Raw genomic sequence first — 19,386 nt, 5'->3', positions numbered from 1 at the left:
ACAGAATTCCTTTGGTGTAAGTGCCCAGTCCAATGACCGACCTGTCGTTGATCCGCAATTTCTCGATCATTGCCCATATCGACCACGGCAAGAGCACGCTGGCCGACCGGCTGCTGCTGCGCTGCGGGGCGGTGACCGAGCGCGAGTTCCACGACCAGATGCTCGATTCGATGGACATCGAGCGCGAGCGCGGCATCACCATCAAGGCGCAGACCGTGCGGCTCAACTATCCGGCGCAGGACGGCAAGACCTACGTCCTGAACCTGATGGACACGCCGGGCCACGTCGACTTCGCCTACGAGGTCAGCCGCTCGCTCGCCGCCTGCGAGGGCTCGCTGCTGGTGGTCGATGCCTCCCAGGGCGTCGAGGCGCAGACCCTGGCCAACGCCTATCACGCGATCGACGCCAACCACGAGATCATCCCGGTCCTCAACAAGATCGACCTGCCGTCCGCCGATCCCGAGCGCGTCGCCAAGGAGATCGAGGACGTGGTCGGCATCGACACGTCGGACGCGGTCAGGGTCTCGGCCAAGACCGGCATCGGCATCGACGATCTGCTCGAAGCGATGGTCAAGCGCCTGCCGCCGCCCAGGGGCGACCGCAACGCGCCGCTCAAAGCCCTGCTGGTCGATAGCTGGTACGACCCGTACCTCGGCGTCGTAACGCTGGTGCGGGTGCAGGACGGCGTGCTGAAGAAGGGCCTGCGCATCCGCATGATGGCGGTCGGCGCGGCCTACGACCTCGACAAGGTCGGCATCTTCGCGCCCAAGCCCACGGACGTGGCCGAGCTCGGCCCGGGCGAGATCGGCTTCATCATCGCCGGCATCAAGACCATCGCCGACTGCAAGGTCGGCGACACGATCACCGACGACCGCAAGCCCGCGACCGAGATGCTGGCCGGCTTCAAGCCGTCGGTGCCGGTGGTGTTCTGCGGCCTGTTCCCGGCCGACGCCGCCGAGTTCGAGACCCTGCGCGAGTCGCTGAGCAAGCTCCGGCTCAACGACGCCTCGTTCCATTTCGAGCCCGAGACCAGCGCGGCGCTTGGCTTCGGCTTCCGCTGCGGCTTCCTCGGGCTGCTGCATCTCGAGATCATCCAGGAGCGGTTGGAACGCGAGTTCAACCTCGACCTCGTCACCACCGCGCCCTCGGTCGTCTACAAGGTCAAGATGACCGACGGCACGGAGATGGAGCTGCACAATCCGGCCGACTACCCCGATCCGATGAAGATCGAATCGATACAGGAGCCGTGGATCAAGGCGACCATCATCACGCCGGACGAACATCTCGGCTCGGTCCTCACGCTCTGCCAGGAGCGGCGCGGCCAGCAGATCGAGCTGACCTACGCCGGCACCCGCGCCATGGCGGTCTACAAGCTGCCGCTGAACGAGGTGGTGTTCGATTTCTACGACCGGCTGAAGTCGGTGACGCGCGGCTATGCCAGCTTCGACTACGAGATGATGGGCTACGAGGAGAGCGAGCTGGTGAAGCTCACCATCCTGGTCAACTCCGAGCCGGTCGATGCACTCTCGATGATCGTGCACAAGGCCGCCGCCGAAAGCCGCGGCCGCGCGCTGTGCGAGCGGCTGAAGGACCTGATCCCGCGCCAGCTCTTCAAGATCGCCATCCAGGCGGCGATCGGCGGCCGGGTGATCGCCCGCGAGACGATCAGCGCGCTGCGCAAGGACGTGCTGGCCAAGTGCTACGGCGGCGACATCAGCCGCAAGAAGAAGCTTCTGGAGAAGCAGAAGAAGGGCAAGAAGCGGATGCGCCAGATCGGCGACGTGGAGATTCCGCAGTCCGCCTTCATCGCGGCGCTGAAGATGGACAGCCGCTAGCGCCCGCTTAATCGGTGATGTCGCCAAAAACGGCGAAAACGGCTGAAACCGCTGAGGGGAAGCGCGTGAACGCATGCAGGCGCAGCGTACGCGCCCTCGCGTCGTTCCCCTATTATGGGCAATGGAACGCCAGAAAAGCCTCGAAAAACGTGGCAAAAATCGCGTTCTATTGCCCATAATGAGTTGCTGGGAGAGCGGCACTCCAGTGCCGCTCATGCCTTCGAACGCAAAACCCCAGCAATCACGCGGCTCGGGCGCCGACGATTTTCATTTCAACAAAAAGAAAAGAGCGGCACTGGAGTGCCGCGCTCCCGGCGTCAGAGCACCTGCCGCACGACGTGGCTGCGGTTGAGGGTGTAGGGCCGCACCTCTTTGGGCCAGCGGCCCTTCTCGCCGGCTTCCGCCCATTCCTTGCTGAGCAGCACGTCGGGGCTGTCGAGCTCGTAGATCGCGACGTAGTGCGCCATGCCGGCGCCGTCGAGCGTCTTGCGCTCGCCGCCGATGTTGAAGGCGGCCGGCACGGTCTTGAGCCGGGTGATCGCGCCGACGCCCGGCACCTTGCCGAGCAGCGGCACATGCTCCTTGTCGTAGACCTCGTTGAACAACGCTTCCTTGTCCGCCTGCACGTCCATGCTGACGATGAACAGGTACTTCTTGGCGATCGGCATGTTCAGTCCTCTTTTTGCGTTAGACGCCGCCGGTGACGTCGATCGTGAGTCCGGTGACGAAATCGGCATCGGCCGAGGCCAGGAAGCAGATCACCCGCGCCTGGTCCTCCGGCAGGGCGACGCGGCGCAGCGGCGTGCGCTCGATCTCCTCGGCCTGGGCCGCCTGCGAGCGCTTCTCCCAGTGCGGCCGGATGCGCTCGGTCAGCGTCACGCTGGGCGCGATCGCGTTGACGTTGATGCCCTCGGGCCCGAGCTCGTGCGCGAGCTTGCGGGTGAAGGCGATGATGCCGCCCTTGGCCGCCGCATAGGCGCTCGAGCTGTTGACACTGAGGCCGCGGCCGGCGATCGAGGCCAGGTTGACGATCTTGCCGCTGCGCTGGCGCTTCATCACCGGGATGACCGCGTGCGTCACCAGGAAGGTGCCGTCGAGATTGAAGGCGATCAGCTTCTGCCAGTCGGCGAAGCTCATCTGCTCGGTGGTCGCCTGCGGGTTGGCGATCACCGTGCTGCCGCCGACCGCATTGACCAGGATGTCGATCGCCCCGTGCTGCTTGGCGACGTCCGCCACCAGCGCATCGACCTCGGCCGGCGCCAGCGCGTCGGCCAGCCGGCCCTCGGCGCGGCCGTGGCGCTTCAGCGACGCCATCGCCTCCTCGAGGCGATCCTGGTGGTTGTCGACGGCGACCACCGTGGCGCCCTCGCGGACCATGATCTCGGCGGTCGCGCGGCCGATGCCGTTGGCCGCCGCGGTGATCAGCGCGACCTTGTTGGTGAAACGCATGGTGTTACTCCGCCGCCTGGGCGGTCGCCTTGGCCGGACCCCACTTCTTGACCACCGGCAGCACTTCCTTGGCGAACAGTTTTAGCCCGCGCTCGGCCACCTCGTAGGGCGTGCCGCCGAAGCGGAAGGCGACGTTCATCTCGAAGTCGCCGAGCAGCTTCCGCCGCGCCTCGAGCCCGCGCAGGATCTTGTCGGGCGTGCCCCAGGACGCGGCCTGCATGAAGCCGGCGATCGCGCCCTCCAGCCCGCCGCCCTTGCGGGCGAGATCGGCCTTCTGCTGGTAGGAGTCGTAACCCTTCACCGTCTTGAAGTGCTCGCCGAGGAATTCGTAGTGGTGGAAGTTGCTCTCGACGAACTTGCCCTGGTAGCGCCGCGCCTCGTCTTCCAGCCCGATCGGGTTGGGGCCGCAGACGCAGAACTCGGTCAGCATCGCCGTCGGCGGCTCGGTGCCGTGATACTGGCGATGCAGGGCGCGGCCGCGCTCGATGTTGGGCGCGCGCATCTCCCACGGCCGGTCGGCGAACATCACCATGTGGGCGCCTAATTTGGCCGCCGAGTCGATGGAGTCCTCGCTCGAGGCAACGGCATAGATGCGGCCGTCGAAGGAATGCTGCGGCCGCGGCCGGATCTCGGTGCGCGGCTGCCGGTAGTACGGGCCGTTGCCCTCGATGAAGCCGGTCCGGAGCGCATTGACGATCATCGGCGCAGCTTCGTCGAAGCGGCCGCGCGATTCGTCCATGTTCTGGCGGAACACCGCGAACTCGCGCCGCGCCAGGCCGCGGCCCATGCCGAAGCGCAGCTTGCCGCCGCTCAGCAGGTCGAGCACGGCGGCGTTCTCGGCGACGCGCAGCGGGTCGTGCCACGGCAGGATGACGGCGGCCGTGCCGACATCCATGTGCGGATGGCGCGCCGTCAGGTAGCTCATGAGCTGCAGGTTGTCGGGCACGAAGGAGTAGTCGTTGAAATGGTGCTCGGCCGACCACAGGCAGTCGAAGCCGCTATCGGCGGCCAGGCGGGCGAGGCGGATCTCTTCCTTCCAGACGCGATCGTCGGAGCAATCCTCCCAGCCGTAGCTGGCGAAGACCATCATCATGCCTACGTCCATGGTGCTTCCTCCGCGTCGTTCTTGACCCGGAGGGTTTCACGGACGGCCGATCAAGACAATCGGCTCAGGAGAGGCCGCGGCTCCGTTTCCGTCTCGGCGGGCGGCTGCCGCCCAGGAAGCTCGGCTCGGCCCGGCTGCCGACGCGCCGGCCGAGCCACAGGAAGAGGACGCCGGCGATCACGAAGGCCGGCAGCGCAGGCACCCTGAGGATCGGCATCAGCAGCCGGCTCCAGACCGCGCCCGAGAGATCCTGCTGCAGGGCGTTCAGCGAGCCGAGATCGAGCCGCGACCACAGGTCGCCCAAGGCCAGCAGCCGGAAGGCGCCGTCGGACCACCAGCTGAGGGCGTCGAAGACGACCGCGCTGATGGCCAGTGCCAGCAGAATCCATCCCAAGGCCCGGAACAGGACCATTACAACTCCCCAAAACCCCGTGGCGACAGGGTACCCCAGGCGGCGGCATGGGGGGAAGATGGCGTTGCCCCCAGCCCCGGCCGCGCTATAAGAGCGGCCGTTACCGGGACAGGTGGCCGAGTGGTTTAAGGCACACGCTTGGAAAGCGTGCGTGGTGTAACAGCCACCGCGGGTTCGAATCCCGCCCTGTCCGCCATTTCAGAACCGAACTGCGAACGCCGGCCTTCGGCGGTATACGGTGCAGATCCGGGGCCAACCATGATCCTGACCGACTGGCGGTACGCGGCCATTGCGATATTCGTCGTGATGGCGATGCCGGGGCCGGCAATGCTGCTCGGTCTGGCGGTCGCTACTCAGCACGGCGTTCGGCGCAGCCTGTACGTCGGAGGCGGAATACTCGCTGCCTTCTCCGTCTTTGCAGTCATCCGCGAATACGTTCGCCATTCATCGGCAACGAGGTGGCTGCATTTGTTGAGCGGCACCGTCTACTTCGCGGCGGCCGGTATGTTGGGGCTCAGGCGATGACAGACGCCGGTTTCGCAACCGGCGACCCGGCCTATTCCGCCTTGATGCCCGCGACCTTGATCACCTTCGCCCACTTTTCGGTGGCCTCCGAGATGATCGTCCCGAATTCCGCGGCCGAGCCCCCGATCACCGTGCCGCCCAGCTCGACGATCCGTTCCTTGATCCTGGCGTCGGCGAGGGCGGCATTGATCTCCTTGTTCAGCCTATCGATGATTTCGGGCGGCGTGTTCTTGGGCACGCCGATGCCCGCAAAGCCGCTGGCCTCATAACCCGGCAGGAAATCTCCGATCGGTGGCAGGTCCGGCAACACGTCCAACCGTTTCGCGGTCGTTACCGCGAGCGCCCGCAGCTTGCCGGCCTTGACGTGCTGGATCGCTTCCGACACCGGTGCGAAGATCACCTGCACCTGGCCGGCCATCAGATCCTGGACCGCAGGCGCGCCCCCGCGATACGGGACGTGCACCAGATTCACCCCGGCCATCATCTTGAAGAGCTCGCAGGAAATGTTCTGCGGCGTGCCCTGGCCGGCCGACCCGTAGTTGATCTTGCCCGGGTTGGCCTTGGCATAGGCGATGAGCTCGGGGATTGTCGTGACGGGGACCGACGGATTCACCACGACGATGTAAGCCAGCCGCGCGACATAGACGACCGGCGCGATGTCCCGGATGAAGTCGAACGTGAGGTTGCTGTAGAGCGCCGAATTGATCGCGTGGGGGGTCACGACCTGCAGCAGCGTGTAACCATCCGCGGGCGCCTTGGCGACCGTATCGGTTCCGATGTTGCCGCTGGCACCGGGCTTGTTCTCGACGATGAATTGCTGGCCGAGGCGCCCGGTCAGCCATTCGCCCATCAGGCGCGCCTGGATGTCGGTCGCCCCGCCGGGGGGAAAGCCGACGACGATGCGTACCGCCCGTGACGGCCAGGCTTGCGCCTGCGCAAGACGGGACAGGCCCGGCAACGCCGCTGCACCCGCAGCCAGATTCAAGAATGTGCGGCGGGTAAACTTCACGATGCGCCTCCCCTGTCTGCGCTACCTCGCGGACTTGCCATCCATCTGAGCGCACGACGGAAAAAGATTACACCCGGTGCGCGAGAAAGTAGAAGGGGCTCGCTCTTCCAGGCGGAATGACTTGAGCGGATGAAAAACCTGCGGGAATGTCCGCCTCACATGCAGTCCGCGGCAACCCGCTATCCGATCGCCTCCAGCCAACGCCTCTTGCGGATGATGGCTATGGCCGGGGTCCTGTTGATGGTGGTGTCGGCCATTCTTTTCCAGGCACCGCAACTGCTCGGACGCGAAAAGGACCTCAACGACTTCGACGCCTTCAGCATTTCCGGACGGCTGGCGCTGGAAGGGAAGACCGAGCAGGCCTACTCCACGCAGCTCCTCTTCGACGCCCAGAAGCGGATGATCGGGCGCGCCGAGTTCATGCCCTGGACCTATCCGCCGCAATTCACCGCCGTCGCCATGGCGCTCGCGATCCCGCCGGTCGGTGTGGCCTTCGGCCTGTTCACCGGGCTCACGCTCGCGCTCTATCTGCTGGTGCTCTCGCGACTAGCGGGACCGCTGTTGCCCGGTGTCGCCATCGCCACGGTTATGACGTTCGTCCTGCTGATCCGGACCGGGCAGAACGGTTTCCTGACCGGCGCCTTGATCGGCTGGTTCCTCCTGGCGTTCGACAAGCGCAAGGCCAGCGCCGGCATTCCGCTCGGCCTCATGGTGATCAAGCCGCATCTCGCCGTCGGCAGCGCGCTGCTGGCTCTCCTGGGCAAACGCTTGGCCGCCCTGGCCATCGCGGCCGCGGTGGTGATCGTCACCTCCCTGCTGTGCACGGCGATGTGGGGCGCCGGCATCTGGACGGCGTTCGCGAATGCGGCGCGCGAATCGACCGCCCTCCTCGAAGCGGGTCACTATCCCCTCTTCCGGATGACCTCGATCTACGCGTGCGTTCGGTCCTTCGGGCTCGATGCCGCAACCGCACTCGGCGTTCACGCCCTCGGCGCTCTCGTTGCGGTGTTCGGCATCGTCGCGCTGTGGTTCAGGGCCACGGACACCCGGCTGGTCATGGCCGGGACGACGGTCGGCTCCCTGTTCATCAGCCCCTACAACTACGACTACGATCTTGCGATCCTGGGACTGGCGATCGCCTATGTCCTGCCCGACCTGCTGGCGCGGACGAGAACGTGGGAGAGTGTCCTGCTGTGCGGCCTGACCTGGCTGACGACCGGCTGGGGAATCCTCATCTATTCGATCGTCCTGTCCGGCGGCCGAACCGACCCTTCGGGGATCGGCAACGACACCGTGTACTGGTCGCTCCCCGCCATTGGCCTGATCGTTCTCGTGATCGCCGCCGCCGCGATCCTGCGGCGCAAGCCTTTAGCGGCAGCGGGGTAGCGGGCGCATCTCCAGCGCCTGCAGATCGGCCGACACCGTGACGACGTCGGCGTTGACCGTCACGTGGTCCAGCACGCCCGAGTCGAAGAGCCGCGCGCTGAAGGCGAAGAGCGGCTTCTGCTGCTCGTTGACGCCTTTCGTGAAGCTCATCGACACCGGCCACGACCGTCCCGGCACGACGACCGGCTTGTCCGCCGGCGGCCGGCGGCGAATGGCGCTGTCGTCGATCTGCGTGACGTCGACGCGCGAGGCGTCATTGGTCCCCTGGGCATCGAACGTCAGCGCGGGAAACGCCCCCGTGCCGGTGCGCAGCTTGTCGATGATGTAGTCGATCGACGCGACCGGCATCATGGTGAGCGGCGGCAGCCGCAGGTGCGCCGGGCCGTCCGGCGACGTGATCTCGGCGCGCAGCTCGCCGTTGGCGCGCCGCACCGTGCCGCGCACCTCACGCTCGGTGCCGTTCTGGACCTGCAGCGCGCGGTAGCGCAGGTCGTCGCCGGAGCGGCGCTCCTCGCTGTCGAGCAGGGAGACGAGGCTGAATTTCCATGTCGAGGTCAGGGGCACCTCACCCTTGACGTCGCGCTTGAGATGCCAGCCAGCGCAGTCGAGCGCGAGATCCTGCGTCGCGGTGCCGACGCGCGGCGCGTTGATCGCCGAACCCAGTCGCAGGACGTATTCCGCCCGGTGTGGCTGCACCTGGGCTGCGGCACCTTGCGCAAGAAGCAGCATGGCCACCGGGAGGACGCACAACAGCGCTCGCATCGAGGTTTACGATGAGGGTGGGATGCCGACCGGTCAATGCCGGCATATCCTCGAGCAGACTGGACGTTCCGGCCGCGAATGCTCACATTCGTACCGACATGACCGATAACAGCGACCTTTTCACCGCCAAGATGGCGGCGATCGGTTTTGCGCCTCCCGAGCTGCCGGATGGACTGCCGCCGCCCGAGGCTCTCGAGGCGGCGGATCGCACTTCGCGCTTCTGGACCAGCGACCATGCCGGAGAGTTGCGCGTGGGCACGCCGGACCATCGGCGCGAAGCGTGCAAGATGTTTCGCGAGACCTTCAATCCGTATCGGCCGGCCGTCATCGCCTGGCCCCAGCTCAGCCCCGACATGCTGCGGCGGGTGACGTCGCTGCCGATCTGGGACATCGCCGTGCATACGGAGGGCCGCGCGCGGCTGCGCTTCGCGTCGTACGCCGCCATCACTCCGACACCCGAGATCCGCGACGCCCTGATGCTGAACGCCTGGGAGGAGAACCGGCACAAGGAGGTACTGTCGAATCTGGCCAAAACCTACGGCATCGCGCTCGGCCCCGAGCCCGCCTATCGCGTGCCGCGCGATCCGGAGTGGATGTATCTCGTCACCGGCTACTGCGAATGCATCGACAGCTTCTTCGCCTTCGGCCTGTTCGAGCTCGCGCGACGGTCGGGCTTCTTCCCTCTCGCGCTGGTGCAGACCTTCGAGCCGGTGATCCAGGAGGAGTGCCGCCATATCCTGCTGTTCGCCAACCTGGTGGCCTGGCAGAGGGCCTCTTTGCCGTGGTGGCGGCGCATCGTCTTCGAGCTTCGCGTCGCGGCCGCCTGGGTCTACATCGCGTGGGAGCGGCTGGTCCTCGCGCGCAGCATGAAGTCGAACGGCATGGGCACCGGCCAGGACAGCAATTTCACCATGAGCAGCGCCCAGGCCGTCACGCCGGTCGAGATCGGGGTGCGCGATCTGATGACCATCTGCCTGGAAGAGAACGACCGTCGCTTCGCCGGGTATGATGCGCGCCTCGTGCGGCCGAAGGCGATCCCGGCTCTCGTGAGACTAGGTCTCTTCCTGACGAGGCCATGGACGCGCAAAAGGCGGAGCGACGACGCAGGTCGGATCGATGAAGGCAGCCCTGCAGGCGGGTGATCGCGTCCTGGTGACGGGAGCGTCCGGCTTCCTCGGGTCGGCGGTCGCGCGCGCGCTGGTTGCCCGCGGCGCCGAGGTGCGCGCGCTCGTCCGTCCGACCAGCCCGCGCGACAACCTTGCGGACCTGGCTTGCGAGATCGTGGCCGGCGACCTCACCGACCGGCCGTCGCTCGGCACTGCGCTGCAGGGAGTGCGCTATCTCTTCCATGTCGCGGCCGACTATCGGTTCTGGGCGCGCGATCCCTCGGTCATCCTGCGCGTCAACGTCGAGGGCACCCGCACCCTGATGCAGGAAGCGCTGGCCGCGGGCGTCGAGCGCGTCGTCTACACCAGCAGCGTCGCCGCCCTGAAGGTGGCGGGCGCAACGAAACCGGTCGATGAAAGCGCGCCGCTTTCCCCCGACGAGGCGATCGGCACCTACAAGCGGAGCAAGACCCTGGCGGAGCGCGCGGTCGAGGCCATGGCCCAGCGCGACAGGCTGCCGGCCGTCATCGTCAACCCGACGACGCCGATCGGCCCGCGCGACATCAAGCCGACGCCGACGGGGCGCATTCTTCTCGATGCGGCGCGCGGCCGGATCCCGGCCTTCGTCGACACCGGCCTGAACTTCGCGCATGTCGACGACATCGCGGAGGGCCATCTGCTGGCCTTCGAGCGCGGCCGGATCGGCGAACGCTACATCCTGGGCGGCGAGAACGTGCCGCTGCGCAAGTTGCTGGCGACGATCGCCGATGCCGCCGGTCGGCGCGCGCCGCGCATCCGCCTGCCGCGCGCGCCGCTCTTTCCCCTCGCCTACGGCGCCGAAGCGTTCGCGCGCATCACCGGCAAGGAACCGCTGCTGACTGTCGATGCCCTGCGCATGTCGCGCTATCACATGTTCTTCACCTCGGCGAAGGCCGAGCGCGAGCTGGGCTATCGCGCCCGCGCCTATCAGGAGGGCGTGATCGACGCGCTCGCGTGGTTCCGCAAGGCCGGTTACCTGACATGAGCGCGGTGACGGCTCTTGGCCTGCTGGCGTTCGCGATCTGGCTCTGCCTGGTGGCCGCGCGCGGCGGCTTCTGGCTGACGCGCGAGCGTGACGACCGCGAGAACCTTCCGCCGCCGGCGCGATGGCCGAGCGTCGTGGCCGTCGTGCCCGCCCGCAACGAAGCCGACGTGATCGCGCACTCGATCTCGAGCCTGATGCGCCAGGACTATCCCGGTTCCTTCCGCATCGTGCTGGTGGACGACGGCAGCGAGGACGGCACCGCGGCCAAGGCCCTGGCTGCTGCCGGCAACGATGAACGCCTGCAAGTTCTACGCGGGTCGGCGCTACCGGCGGGATGGACCGGCAAGCTGTGGGCCCAGCAGCAGGGCGTGCAGCAGGCCACCGCGTCGGGCGAACCGGACTACATTCTGCTGACCGATGCCGATATCGGCCACGCGCCCGATGCGCTGCGCTCCCTGGCGGCCCGCGCCGAGCGCGATGGCCTCGTCCTGGTGTCGCTGATGGCCGAGCTCTCCTGCCGAAGCTGGGCCGAACGTTTTCTGATCCCCGCCTTCGTCTTCTTCTTCCAGATGCTCTACCCCTTCGCCTGGGTGAACGACCGGAAGCGGCACCTCGCGGCCGCTGCCGGCGGCTGCATGCTGGTGAAGCGCGACGCGCTGCAACGGGCCGGCAGCATCGCGGCGATCCGCGCCAATATCATCGACGACTGTGCGCTCGCCCGCCAACTGAAGGCCGAGGGCCCGATCTGGCTCGGCCTGACGCGGCGCGCCACGAGTCTCAGGCCCTACGGCGGGCTATGGGACATCGGCCACATGGTCTCGCGCTCCGCCTACGCGCAGCTCGACTACTCGCCGCTGCTGCTGGCCGGGACCGTCGCCGGCATGGTCGTCACCTATCTGGTGCCGGTCCTCCTGGCGCTGTTCGGCTCCGGGCTCGCGCAGATGGCCGGACTTGGCGCCTGGCTGCTGATGGCGGTGGCCTTCCAGCCGATGCTGCGCTTCTACCGCATCTCGCCGCTCTGGGGACTTGCGCTGCCGGCGACCGCCGCTTCCTACACGCTGTTCACCGTGCAGTCCGCGCTGGCGGTCTGGCGCGGTCGCGGCGGCATGTGGAAAGGCCGCGCCCAGGCGATGGTGAGCGAGCCGTGACGTCCGCCGATTTCGCTTCGGGTAAGGGCCATCGGGACGAGAACTTCCCGGTCGCCTCGTGGCTCGTGCGCCGCGAGCTGCGGGCGCCGATCCTGGCCTTCTATCGATTCGCGCGCGCCGCCGACGACGTCGCGGATCATCCGCAGGCCGACGAGCGGCAGAAGCTCGACCAGTTGGCGCGCATGGAAGCCGCGTTGCGCGGCGATGCCGGCGCCAACGCAGAAGGCGCGGCGCTGCGCGTCGTGCTGCAGGCGCGCGGCGTCACCGACCAGCACGCGCTCGATCTCCTGGAGGCGTTCCGCCGCGACGTCACCAAGCGGCGCTACGCCGACTGGTCCGAGCTCATGGACTACTGCCGCTATTCGGCGTCGCCGGTCGGGCGTTTCGTGCTCGACCTGCACGGCGAGCCGACGACACTGTGGCCCGCCAACGACGCGCTCTGCACTGCTTTGCAGGTGATCAACCACCTGCAGGATTGCGCCAAGGACTATCGCGCGCTCGATCGCGTCTACATCCCGCTCGATGCGCTGGCGGCGCAGGGCGAGACCGTCGAAGCTCTTGCAGCCGCGCAAGCCTCGACCGGATTGCGGCGCACCCTCTCGGCCCTGGCGAACCGCACCGGCAGCCTGCTGGAACAGTCGCGCTCCTTTGCCGGTGGAATCGCCGACCGGCGCCTGGCCCTGGAGGTCGGCGTCATCCAGGCTCTGGCGGAGGACCTCGTCGTTCGCCTCAGGCGCCGCGATCCGCTGTCGGAGCGTGTCCATCATCGCCCGATCGAGGCCGTCGGCCTCTCCCTGCGCGGCGCGTTCGGCGTCGCGATCGGCTGGCTCGGCGGGATAGGGCGCCACAAGCAACCCCGGTTGCGTGGTGGGCGCGGATGACCATCCAGCAGGCCGACGCCGATGACCAGGCGCTGCAGGCGCAGGTGTCCGGCAGCTCCTTCTACCTCGCCATGCGCATCCTGCCGAAGGCCGAGCGCGCAGCGATGTTCGCCATCTATCGCTTCTGCCGCATGGTCGACGACATCGCCGACGACGGCACACGCCCCAGGCCGCTGCGCGCGGTCGAGCTCGACGACTGGCGCACCGACCTCGCCGCGCTCTACGACGGAAAGCCGGCGGGGCGGGCCGCGTTCCTCGAGGAGGCCGTGCGGGCCTTCGGCCTGCAACAGGCGGATTTCCTGGCCGTCGTCGACGGCATGGAGATGGACGTTGCCGCCGACATCCGGGCGCCCGATCTCGCCACGCTCGATCTCTACTGCGACCGGGTGGCGTCGGCGGTCGGCCGCCTGTCGACGCGCATCTTCGGCATGGAGACCCAGCCCGGCCTCGAGCTGGCGCATGAGCTGGGCCGGGCCCTGCAGCTCACCAACATCCTGCGCGACCTCGACGAGGATGCCGCCATCGGCCGCCTGTACCTGCCGCGCGAGCTGTTGAAGCAGGCCGGCATCGCCACGACCGATCCGCAGGCCGCGATCGGCGACGCAAGGGTCGACGGCGCCTGCCGCGCCTTGGCCGCACGGACCCTCGATCACTTCGCGGCCGCCGGCCGGCTGATGCGCGGCAGGCCGAAGGGCCGGCTGCTGGCGCCGAGACTGATGGCCGCCGTTTACGGCACGCTGCTGCAGGACATGCTGGCGCAGGGCTGGGCGCCGCCGCGCCCGCATCTCCGCATCGGCAAGCCGCGGCTGCTGTGGATCGTCGCGCGATGCAGCTTGCTGGGATGACCTCCAGGCCCGGCTGCGTCCATGTCGTGGGAGCGGGACTGGCCGGATTGTCGGCGGCGGTCGCGCTCGCGGACCGTGGCGTGCGCGTCGTGCTGTCGGAAGCGGCGCGACAGGCCGGCGGACGCTGCCGTTCCTATCACGACGGCCAGCTCGGGATGGTGATCGACAACGGCAATCACCTCGTGCTGTCCGGCAACCCGGCTGTCGGCCGCTATCTGCGCGCCATCGGGGCAGAGGATCGGATCATGGGGCCAGCCACGGCCGCCTTTCCTTTCTTCGATGTCGCCGCGCGCCGCACATGGACGCTGCGTCCCAACGACGGCCTCCTTCCCTGGTGGATCCTGGATGCCAAGCGACGCGTGCCCGCCACGCGTCCCTCCGACTATCTCGCCATCGCCAGCCTGATCCGGCGCCATCCCGGCCGGCGCATCGACGAAGTGCTGCCGTGCCGCGGAGTCCTCTGGGAGAAGTTCCTGCGGCCGCTGCTGGTGTCCGTGCTCAATACGCCGCCCGAAGACGCATCGGCGGATCTCGCCGGCGCGGTGATGCGCGAGACCTTCGCCAAGGGCGGCCGCAGCATCCAGCCCCGTGTCGCCACGCCGAGCCTGGCCGCGGCGTTCGTCGACCCGGCGCTGCAGCACCTCGCCCGATCGGGAGCGGACGTCCGCCTCGGGCGTCGCCTGGCCGCGCTGAAGCTGAAGGATGGCAAGGTAGCGGGTTTGGCTTTCGCAGACGGCGAAGAGGAACTGGGACCGCACGATCGCATCATCCTCGCGGTGCCGCCCTGGACCGCCCAGGAGCTGCTGCCCGGCCTCGTCGCGCCCGACGCGTTCTGCGCCATCGTCAATGCGCATTTCAAATCGGTTCCGCCGGCCGGGACACCGCTCATCACCGGCCTGATCGGCGGCACCGCGGAATGGGTCTTCGCCTTCGACGACAGGCTGTCCGTCACCGTGAGCGCCGCCGACCGCCTGATCGACACCGATACACAGGCCCTGGCCGACCTGCTGTGGCAGGACGTCGCTGCGGTTCATGACCTGCCCCGCACGACGCCGCCTTGTCGCATCGTCAAGGAGAAGCGCGCCACCTTCGCCGCCACGCCGGCGCAGGAGGTGCGACGCCCTGCATCGGCCACACGCTGGTCCAACCTCTTCCTCGCAGGCGATTGGACCGCTACAGGGTTGCCGGCGACGATCGAGGGCGCTCTGCGTTCCGGAGAGCGTGCCGCAGCACTTGTTTCATCATGAACGACAAACCCGACGATCTCGAATTTGCCATCGGCCGTGCGACGCAGGCGCTGCTCGGAGAACAGCGTGGCGATGGGCATTGGGTATTCGAGCTCGAGGCCGACGCGACGATTCCCTCGGAGTACGTCCTGCTGCGCCAGTATCTCGGCGAGCCGGACGACCCGGAGCTCGAGCGCAAGATCGGCGTCTACCTGCGCCGCATCCAGGGCGGCCATGGCGGCTGGCCGCTGTTCCATGGCGGCGCCTTCGACATCAGCGCGTCGATAAAGGCCTATTTCTGCCTGAAGACGATCGGCGACAGCTCGGACGCGCCGCACATGGTGCGGGCGCGCGACGCGATCCTGGCGCATGGCGGCCTGCTGCGGGCCAACGTCTTCACGCGCATTCTGCTGGCGCAGTTCGGCGAGCTCTCGTGGAACGACGTGCCGACCATCCCGGTCGAGCTGATCCTGCTGCCGCGCTGGTTCCCCATCCACCTGTCGCGCATGTCCTACTGGGCGCGCACCGTGATGGTGCCCTTGCTGGTGCTGGCCGCGCTCAAGGTGCGGGCGCGCAACCCGCGAGGCGTGCGCCTCCCCGAGCTTTTCGTGCCGGCCGACAAGCTGCCGCCCAAGCCGCCGAGCCATCAGAAGCGCGGCTGGGCTCTCTTCTTCAACGGGCTGGATCGCGTGCTCAAGGTGGTCGAGCCGTTCTGGCCCAAGTCGATGCGCCGTCGCGCGATCGACCGCTGCCTGCAGTTCGTCACCGAGCGGCTCAACGGCGAGGACGGGCTGGGCGCTATCTATCCCGCCATGGCCAACGCGGTGATGATGTACGACGCCCTGGGCTACCCGCCGGAGCATCCTGACCGCGCCATCGCCCGCCATGCGCTCGACAAGCTTCTGGTGATCCGCAAGGACGAGGCCTATTGCCAGCCCTGCGTCTCGCCGGTGTGGGATACGGCGCTGGTCAGCCACGCCCTGATGGAGGTCGGCGGCAAGGATGCGGTCGCCGCCGCGCAACGCGGCCTCTCCTGGCTGCTGCCGCTGCAGGAGTGCGAGGTGAAGGGCGATTGGGCCGAGCGGCGGCCGGAGGTGCGGCCGGGCGGCTGGGCCTTCCAGTACCGCAACGCGCACTATCCCGATCTCGACGACACCGCCGTGATCGTCATGGCCATGGACCGCGCGCGCTGCGACTTCGCGGCCGGCACCGGCTACGACGAGGCGATCGACCGCGCCACCGAATGGACCGTCGGCCTGCAGAGCCGCAACCGCGGCTGGGCCGCCTTCGACGCCGACAACGTCGACCATTACCTGAACAACATCCCGTTCGCCGATCATGGCGCGCTGCTTGATCCGCCGACCGCCGACGTGAGCGCGCGCTGCATCAGCATGCTGGCGCAGCTCGGCGAATCCGACAGCGCACGCATGCGGGACGCGCTCGGCTATCTCGAACGCGAGCAGCTGGCCGACGGCAGCTGGTTCGGCCGGTGGGGCGTCAACTACATCTACGGCACCTGGTCGGCGCTGTGCGCGCTGAACGCCGCCGGCCTCGACGCCACCGCGCCGAGCGTCGCCAAGGCCGTAGACTGGCTCGTCTCGATCCAGAATGCCGACGGCGGCTGGGGCGAGGACTGCTCCAGCTACAAGCTCGACTATCGCGGCTACGAACCGGCGCCGTCCAACGCGTCACAAACGGCCTGGGCATTGCTGGGACTGATGGCGGCAGGGCAGGTCGCGCATCCCGCCGTCGAGCGCGGCATCGCCTGGCTGCAGCGCACGCAGGATGGGTCGGGCCTGTGGCCGCAGGACGCCTATACCGGCGGCGGTTTTCCGCGCGTGTTCTATCTGCGCTATCACGGCTACCCGAAGTTCTTCGCGCTCTGGGCGCTGGCGCGTTATCGCAACCTGCGGCGCAGCAACGTCCAGCACGTCGCGCACGGCATGTGATGATCCTCGCTGCCACCGGGCTGCAACGCGAACGGCGCATCGTCGCCGGACCGGACATCGAGGCGGTGGCGGGCGGCGGCGATCAAAAGCGGCTCGAGGCCACGCTCGACGCGCGCGCCGCCGCGGCACGGGGCATCATCAGCATCGGCATCGCCGGCGGCCTCGCCCCCGGCTTGCGCGCGGGCGACTGGGTGCTGGCCGACAGCGTGCTTGTCGACGGCCAATCGATTGCAGCCGATTCCCGTTGGACGGAGCGCCTCGCGGCGCGCCTGCCCGAAGCCGTCCGGGGCCTGCTGCTCGGCGTCGACACCATCGTGGCGGATGTCACGCAGAAGGCCGCGCTGCATCGCGCGACCGGCGCGCTTGCCGTGGACATGGAATCGCACGTCGCGGCGCGCGTGGCCGCGCGCCATCGCCTGCCCTTCGCGGTGGCGCGCGTCGTCTGCGATCCGGCGCACCGCACGCTGCCGCCGGCCGCACACATCGGCATGAAGCCGGACGGTCGGATGGATCTGCCCGCTGTCCTGCGCAGCCTGCTGGCGCAGCCGGGCCAGCTTCCCGGCTTGATCGTCACGGCCTGGGAGGCCGAACGGAGCTTTCGCGCGCTACTCCGCGGGCACCGCCGGCTTGGACCCGGACTCTGCGGTCCGGATCTCGGCGAGCTTGTGCTCGACGTGCCGTGAGAAGACGAATTCCGCCGGCCGCTGACGGTCGATCGGAATGTCCTTCGCCATCGGCCCGTCGGTGCGCACGCCGCGCAGGGCGATCGCCGCCGCCTTAACGGGGTGACGCATCATGTCCTTCACCGCCGAGGCCTCGAAGCCGGAATGGACCATGCAGTCGGCGCACTTCTCGTAGTTGCCGACGCCGTACTTGTCCCACTCGGTGTCTTCCATCAGCTCGCGGAAGGTCTTGGCGTAGCCTTCGCCCAGCAGATAGCAGGGCTTCTGCCAGCCGAACACGGTGCGCGTCGGGTTGCCCCACGGCGTGCAGTGATAGGCCTCGTTCCCCGCGAGGAAGTTCAGGAACATGATCGACTGGCTGAACGGCCACTTCCGCCCGCCCCGCCCGCGCGCCAGGACACCGCGGAACAGCTCCTTGGTCTTGGTGCGGTTGAGGAAGTGCTGCTGGTCGGGCGCGCGCTCGTAGGCATAGCCCGGCGAGACGGTGATGCCGTCCAGCCCCAGCGTCTTCATGTCGTCGAAGAAGGCGGCGACCGCCGCCGGATCGGCATCGTTGAACAACGTGCAGTTGATGCTGACTCGGAAGCCCTTCGACTTGGCGAGCCGGATCGCCTCAACCGCCTTGTCGTAGACGCCGCCCTGGCAGACCGACTTGTCGTGCATCGCCTGGTTGCCGTCGAGATGGATCGACCAGGTGAAGGACGGATGCGGCTGGAAGTCGTCGATCTTCTTGGCCAGCAGCAGCGCGTTGGTGCACAGGATCACGAACTTCTTGCGCGCAAGGAAGCCCTTGACGATCTGCGGCATCTCGCGATGGAGCAGCGGCTCGCCGCCGGCGACCGAGACCACCGGCGCGCCGCATTCGTCGATCGCCTCCATGCACTCGTCGTACGACAGGCGCTGATTGAGGATCTCATCGGGGTAGTCGATCTTGCCGCAACCGGCGCAGGCCAGGTTGCAGCGGAACAACGGCTCCAGCATCAGCACCAGCGGATAGCGCTTGCGCCCGACAAGATGCTGGCGCAGCACATAGGCCCCGATGCGGGCCGCCTGCAGCAGAGGAATTCCCACGACGCCGCTCCTTACCGGTCCGTCACCAAAGCTTCATCGGCAGGCTCGCGCAGCTCCCGGGGCAACCGGAACTCGAGCGTCTCGCGCACGCCGTCCATTTCCTCGACCTCGACCGGGCCGTGCCGGCGCAGCGCCTCGATGACGTCGAGCACCAGCTCTTCGGGCGCCGAGGCGCCGGCCGTCAGGCCCACGGTCTTCACGCCCTCGAGCCATGCCGGATCGAGCACGCTGCCGTCGGCTATCAGGTAGCTCGGAATGCCGCGCTCCACACCGATCTCGCGCAGGCGGTTGGAGTTGGAGCTATTCTGGCTGCCCACAACCAGCAGCAGTTCGACCATGTCGCACAACTGCCGCACGCCCGACTGGCGATGCTGCGTGGCATAGCAGATGTCCGCGACATCCGGGCCCTGCAGATCGCTGAACCGCGCCTGCAGCGACGCGATGACGCCGCGGGTATCGTCGACGCTGAGCGTGGTCTGAGTGACGTAGGCCACCGGCGCATCGTTGGGAATGTCGAGACGCACCACGTCCTCGATCGTGGAGACGAGGTGAACCGGCCCGCCGACCTGCCCGATCGTGCCCTCGACTTCGGGATGGCCGGCATGGCCGATCAGGATCAGGGTCCGGCCGCGCGCGACATAGCGCTTGCCCTGGATATGCACCTTGGTAACCAACGGACAGGTCGCGTCGAGCACCGGCAGGCCGCGACCCTTGGCCTCGTCGATGATCGACTGCGCCACGCCGTGGGCGCTGAAGATCGTCACCGCCCCGTCCGGAATCTCCTCGAGGTTCTCGACGAACACCGCGCCCTTGCGCTCGAGCGTTTCAACCACATGCCGGTTGTGGACAATCTCGTGACGCACATAGACCGGCGGCCCGAACTTCTCGAGCGACCGGTTGACGATATCGATTGCCCGCACGACGCCCGCGCAAAAGCCCCGAGGTTGAGCCAGAAGAACCCGCATCCAGA

The 19,386-nt window shown here is 67.8% G+C and carries 19 protein-coding genes and 1 tRNA gene; 12 read left to right on the top strand and 8 right to left on the bottom strand.

What is annotated here, in order from left to right; translation table 11 throughout:
• Positions 1–32 precede the first annotated feature (32 nt).
• A complete protein-coding gene (gene lepA, locus J0J01_RS06745) occupies positions 33–1,835 on the top strand; it encodes a translation elongation factor 4 (RefSeq protein WP_296379472.1) in 1,803 nt (600 codons plus the stop codon).
• Positions 1,836–2,152: 317 nt separating this feature from the next.
• Here the strand turns inward: lepA and J0J01_RS06740 are convergent, their stop codons facing one another.
• The 4 genes from J0J01_RS06740 to J0J01_RS06725 all read right to left on the bottom strand — a co-directional run bounded on the left by J0J01_RS06740 (position 2,153) and on the right by J0J01_RS06725 (position 4,801).
• Positions 2,153–2,503: a hypothetical protein gene (locus J0J01_RS06740; protein ID WP_296379471.1), complete on the bottom strand. Its 351-nt coding sequence runs from the start codon at positions 2,501–2,503 to the stop codon at positions 2,153–2,155.
• A 19-nt stretch (positions 2,504–2,522) separates the two neighbouring features.
• Positions 2,523–3,284 (bottom strand): SDR family NAD(P)-dependent oxidoreductase, encoded by a 762-nt coding sequence (locus J0J01_RS06735; protein WP_296379470.1) that lies wholly within the window; start codon positions 3,282–3,284, stop codon positions 2,523–2,525.
• A 4-nt stretch (positions 3,285–3,288) separates the two neighbouring features.
• On the bottom strand, positions 3,289–4,389 hold the full coding sequence (locus J0J01_RS06730; protein WP_296379469.1) for an LLM class flavin-dependent oxidoreductase: 1,101 nt from the start codon (positions 4,387–4,389) through the stop codon (positions 3,289–3,291).
• A gap of 64 nt (positions 4,390–4,453) precedes the next feature.
• Entirely contained in the window at positions 4,454–4,801 is a 348-nt protein-coding gene (locus tag J0J01_RS06725; protein WP_296379468.1) for a hypothetical protein, read from the bottom strand.
• A 106-nt stretch (positions 4,802–4,907) separates the two neighbouring features.
• Between J0J01_RS06725 and J0J01_RS06720 the strand changes: the two genes are divergently transcribed.
• Together J0J01_RS06720 and J0J01_RS06715 are read left to right on the top strand one after the other, a co-directional pair.
• A tRNA-Ser gene (locus J0J01_RS06720) sits at positions 4,908–4,997 on the top strand.
• Between the two features lie 62 nt (positions 4,998–5,059).
• Positions 5,060–5,326 (top strand): hypothetical protein, encoded by a 267-nt coding sequence (locus tag J0J01_RS06715; protein ID WP_296379467.1) that lies wholly within the window; start codon positions 5,060–5,062, stop codon positions 5,324–5,326.
• A 31-nt stretch (positions 5,327–5,357) separates the two neighbouring features.
• Here the strand turns inward: J0J01_RS06715 and J0J01_RS06710 are convergent, their stop codons facing one another.
• Positions 5,358–6,335 (bottom strand): tripartite tricarboxylate transporter substrate binding protein, encoded by a 978-nt coding sequence (locus J0J01_RS06710; protein ID WP_296379466.1) that lies wholly within the window; start codon positions 6,333–6,335, stop codon positions 5,358–5,360.
• A 222-nt stretch (positions 6,336–6,557) separates the two neighbouring features.
• On the opposite strand from J0J01_RS06710, the gene J0J01_RS06705 reads away from it, so the two are divergent.
• Positions 6,558–7,721, top strand: a complete 1,164-nt coding sequence (locus J0J01_RS06705; RefSeq protein WP_296379465.1) for a glycosyltransferase family 87 protein — start codon at positions 6,558–6,560, stop codon at positions 7,719–7,721.
• Here J0J01_RS06705 and J0J01_RS06700 read toward each other — a convergent pair.
• On the bottom strand, positions 7,704–8,450 hold the full coding sequence (locus tag J0J01_RS06700) for a DUF1849 family protein (RefSeq protein ID WP_296379464.1): 747 nt from the start codon (positions 8,448–8,450) through the stop codon (positions 7,704–7,706). The genes J0J01_RS06705 and J0J01_RS06700 overlap by 18 nt on opposite strands.
• Positions 8,451–8,581: 131 nt before the next feature.
• On the opposite strand from J0J01_RS06700, the gene J0J01_RS06695 reads away from it, so the two are divergent.
• The 8 genes from J0J01_RS06695 to J0J01_RS06660 are packed head-to-tail and all read left to right on the top strand — an operon-like array spanning position 8,582 to position 17,345.
• Positions 8,582–9,625 (top strand): hypothetical protein, encoded by a 1,044-nt coding sequence (locus J0J01_RS06695; RefSeq protein ID WP_296379463.1) that lies wholly within the window; start codon positions 8,582–8,584, stop codon positions 9,623–9,625.
• Positions 9,600–10,613, top strand: a complete 1,014-nt coding sequence (hpnA, locus tag J0J01_RS06690; RefSeq protein ID WP_296379462.1) for a hopanoid-associated sugar epimerase — start codon at positions 9,600–9,602, stop codon at positions 10,611–10,613. The genes J0J01_RS06695 and hpnA overlap by 26 nt, the downstream gene beginning before the upstream one ends.
• Positions 10,610–11,761 carry a glycosyltransferase gene (locus J0J01_RS06685; protein ID WP_296379461.1) on the top strand — a complete coding sequence of 384 codons (1,152 nt, stop codon included), beginning with the start codon at positions 10,610–10,612 and terminating at the stop codon, positions 11,759–11,761. Before hpnA ends, J0J01_RS06685 begins: the two co-directional genes overlap by 4 nt.
• Positions 11,758–12,642 carry a squalene synthase HpnC gene (gene hpnC, locus J0J01_RS06680; RefSeq protein ID WP_296379460.1) on the top strand — a complete coding sequence of 295 codons (885 nt, stop codon included), beginning with the start codon at positions 11,758–11,760 and terminating at the stop codon, positions 12,640–12,642. Before J0J01_RS06685 ends, hpnC begins: the two co-directional genes overlap by 4 nt.
• Positions 12,639–13,487, top strand: coding sequence for a presqualene diphosphate synthase HpnD (gene hpnD / locus J0J01_RS06675; protein WP_296379459.1), 849 nt, complete (start codon positions 12,639–12,641; stop codon positions 13,485–13,487). The genes hpnC and hpnD overlap by 4 nt, the downstream gene beginning before the upstream one ends.
• On the top strand, positions 13,484–14,734 hold the full coding sequence (gene hpnE / locus J0J01_RS06670; RefSeq protein WP_296379458.1) for a hydroxysqualene dehydroxylase HpnE: 1,251 nt from the start codon (positions 13,484–13,486) through the stop codon (positions 14,732–14,734). Before hpnD ends, hpnE begins: the two co-directional genes overlap by 4 nt.
• The gene (shc, locus tag J0J01_RS06665; RefSeq protein WP_296379457.1) at positions 14,731–16,662 is read left to right on the top strand and encodes a squalene--hopene cyclase; all 1,932 of its coding nucleotides are present in this window, start codon (positions 14,731–14,733) and stop codon (positions 16,660–16,662) included. The genes hpnE and shc overlap by 4 nt, the downstream gene beginning before the upstream one ends.
• On the top strand, positions 16,662–17,345 hold the full coding sequence (locus tag J0J01_RS06660; RefSeq protein WP_296379456.1) for a phosphorylase: 684 nt from the start codon (positions 16,662–16,664) through the stop codon (positions 17,343–17,345). The genes shc and J0J01_RS06660 overlap by 1 nt, the downstream gene beginning before the upstream one ends.
• Here the strand turns inward: J0J01_RS06660 and hpnH are convergent.
• Positions 17,268–18,416 carry an adenosyl-hopene transferase HpnH gene (hpnH, locus tag J0J01_RS06655; protein WP_296379455.1) on the bottom strand — a complete coding sequence of 383 codons (1,149 nt, stop codon included), beginning with the start codon at positions 18,414–18,416 and terminating at the stop codon, positions 17,268–17,270. The two genes, J0J01_RS06660 and hpnH, sit on opposite strands and share 78 nt — an antisense overlap.
• A gap of 11 nt (positions 18,417–18,427) precedes the next feature.
• The gene (ispH, locus tag J0J01_RS06650) at positions 18,428–19,381 is read right to left on the bottom strand and encodes a 4-hydroxy-3-methylbut-2-enyl diphosphate reductase (RefSeq protein ID WP_296379454.1); all 954 of its coding nucleotides are present in this window, start codon (positions 19,379–19,381) and stop codon (positions 18,428–18,430) included.
• Positions 19,382–19,386 lie beyond the last annotated feature (5 nt).

Source organism: Reyranella sp. (assembly GCF_017305915.1).
GTDB lineage: Bacteria > Pseudomonadota > Alphaproteobacteria > Reyranellales > Reyranellaceae > Reyranella.
This window is presented reverse-complemented; position numbering and strand designations above follow the sequence as displayed.